A 2,706-nucleotide genomic window follows, 5' to 3' on the forward strand; every position below is an offset into this window, starting at 1 on the left:
TAGGTAGGAGGCATTGACATTCATCTGATTTCAACCGCGAGGGCCAGCGCGATGACGAAATCAATCGATAAACCCGAAGTGGAAACGCCGCTGCAGGTGTTGCAGCGGTGTGAGAAAGAGATCGCAGCAGCGATCGCCGATCTCATCAACCAGGAAGTGTGCGTGATTGATCCCGATGAGCCACGGCACCATTGTGCCGGCGTCGTCAGCGACGTATCGGTTGGCACATCGGTGTATGTGAAAGTGCGATTCAGGCGGCAGCAGGCGATCTCGTATATGCCGTCACAGTTGACCATGAAAATGTTGAGTATTCATTGATGCGATTAGTCATTGCTGAAAAAGAATTGGTTGCGACCGCGATTGCAAAAACGCTGGGGAATGCAAAAAAATTCCCTGGATACTTTCAATGCGGATCAGACAAGGTGACATGGACCAATGGTCACGCGTTGACGTTGTGCGATCCTGAAGACTATGAGGAACGATTCAAAATGTGGGTGCTGGACCATCTGCCGGTGGCCCATGTGCCCTGGAAGCACAAGGCTATCCCACAAAAGGTTAAGCAATTGAAGGTCATCAAAGAACTGCTGGGAGAAGCCACGTCGATCGTCCATGCTGGCGATACGGACGCGGAAGGCCAGCTGCTCATCGATGAAATCCTGGAATACTATCGCGTTCGTCTCCCGGTCAAACGAGTACTCATCACCAACAATAACCCGAAGATGGTTGCGCGGGCCTTCGCGAACCTCAAAGACAATCGAGAGTTTCAAGGCCTGTCCCAGAGCGCATTGGCACGCAGTGTGGGCGACCAGTACTACGGCTATAACATGACCCGGTTGTATACGCTGATGGCACAGGCATTGGGGTACAAGGGTACCTTATCCATTGGACGTGTACAGACGGCTATCCTGGGGTTGATCGTCCGACGTGACCGCGCGGTTGAGACTTTTAAGCCCCACCCCTATTTCCTCTTGAGAGGTCACTTTTCATTTGGCACTGACAACATTGATGCGATGTTAAAAGTGCCGAAGGACGCCCCTGTGGACGCTGAAGGGCGGTTTATCGACCGGGATTGGATGGTGCGGGTTCAGCGCGAGTGTACGCATCACGCCGCCGAGCTTATCTCCGCTGAAACAACGGAAGAAACCGAACCCCATCCATTGCCCTACGACCTGCTCCAGCTGCAGGCAGACGTCTCCAGCAAATACGGTATTGATCCAGACAAAACAACGGCCATCACACAAGCGCTACGTGATAAGTACAATTTAATCACATACAACCGCAGTGATTGTCGGTATCTCAATGAGGTGGATCACGACGATGCGCCTAACGTCATTGCATCGGTGACCTCGAATGTCGCGCATCTGGTCGACGATTCCATGCGCGTTGCCTTGTCGGGTGTTGATCTAAAAATCAAATCGCGCGCGTTCAATTCCGCGAACGTGAAAGTGCATCACGGGATCATCCCCACCGAAGATCTGAAAAATGTGATGGAGCTGACGGCCGATGAGCGAAATATCTATCTGATGATTGTGCGTCAGTATCTTGCGCAATTCTGGCCATTGAAAAAAATGAATGTCACCACGGTGGTGATTGATTGTGCCGGTTATACCTTCGCCGTGGGTGGAACCATTGTTACCCATCCGGGTTGGTCAGCGCTGTTCAATTCGGAAGCTGGCAATGATGTGTCGGGTGAAGACGCAACGGATGATGGAGAGGACAATGCCAGTTCGCGTGCGGTGAATCTCCAGGCGTTAAAACGCATGCGCGTAGGCGATCAGGGGTCGTGTGCGAAAGCCGATATCCTGGAGCGTGTAACAAAACCACCAAAGTACTACACGATGCGATCGCTGATGTTGGATCTGCGCAACGTGGCCAAGTATGCAAGTCCTGAGATTGCCAGGTTGCTTCGAGAAAAAGATAAGGGCAAGGCCGGTGAGAACGGCGGGATCGGTACCGCCGCCACGCGGGCGACTTTTGTGCCCACGCTTATAGAACGTAATTTTGTCGAAAAGAAGCGTGGAAAAATTGTTTCCACAACGCTGGGCCGAAATTTTCACGATACCTTGCCTGCGTATGCCACGAACGTCGACATGACCGCGCTCTGGCATGAGCAGCAGGTCGACATTGAGAACGGCCGTGGCACCGCGGTTGATTTTGTCCAACGGCTGATCCAGTCCCTTACGGACCATATCGCCGAGGTTAAGGCCAAAGGCCTCCCGCAATTTAAGTTACCGGATGCACCAGCAAAGAAGCCCGTAGATACCACAGAATTTCCCTGCCGCGCCTGTGGCAAGCCGCTTATCCGGCGCGTGTCTGCAGCCAAACGTGCAACGAAAACAACGCCCGCAAAACCCGCGACCGTCTGGTACGGGTGCAGTGCCTACCCAACCTGCAAACAAACCTATTTTGACAATGACGGCTCACCGAAATACGAGGTGGGCGCCGGCTCAAATACAACGTCCGGAGCGAATAAGAAAACACACAAAGCCGGTGACAGTTGTCCCGACTGCCAAAAGGGTTTGCTGTGCAAAAAAACAATCGAGAAAGGCAAGAACGCCGGTAAGGAATTTCTCGGTTGCAACAAATTTCCTACGTGCCGTTTTTTCCAATGGACTTCTCAAACATGACAAAACGTATTCCGACCGACGACCCTTGTCCCATCAAGGGTGCTTTGGCGGCAGCCGCCGCCTTTTTTTATTTTCCGCT

Annotated in this window: 2 protein-coding genes; both read left to right on the top strand. The window is 52.5% G+C overall.

The annotated features are described in order from the left end of the window. Positions 1-51: 51 nt before the first annotated feature. Entirely contained in the window at positions 52-318 is a 267-nt protein-coding gene (locus tag ACSV5M_RS21635; protein WP_439178927.1) for a hypothetical protein, read from the top strand. Next, positions 318-2,627 (top strand): DNA topoisomerase, encoded by a 2,310-nt coding sequence (locus ACSV5M_RS21640; protein WP_439178928.1) that lies wholly within the window; start codon positions 318-320, stop codon positions 2,625-2,627. The genes ACSV5M_RS21635 and ACSV5M_RS21640 overlap by 1 nt, the downstream gene beginning before the upstream one ends. Positions 2,628-2,706: the final 79 nt, after the last annotated feature.

Source organism: Cellvibrio sp. ARAG 10.3 (assembly GCF_051846955.1).
Classification (GTDB): Bacteria; Pseudomonadota; Gammaproteobacteria; order Pseudomonadales; family Cellvibrionaceae; genus Cellvibrio.

What these genes read in the sequence shown, in the direction of transcription:
- ACSV5M_RS21640 (WP_439178928.1), top strand. Translation starts at nt 318, where the DNA reads ATGCGATTAGTCATTGCTGAAAAAGAATTGGTTGCGACCGCGATTGCA.
- ACSV5M_RS21635 (WP_439178927.1), top strand. Translation starts at nt 52, where the DNA reads ATGACGAAATCAATCGATAAACCCGAAGTGGAAACGCCGCTGCAGGTG.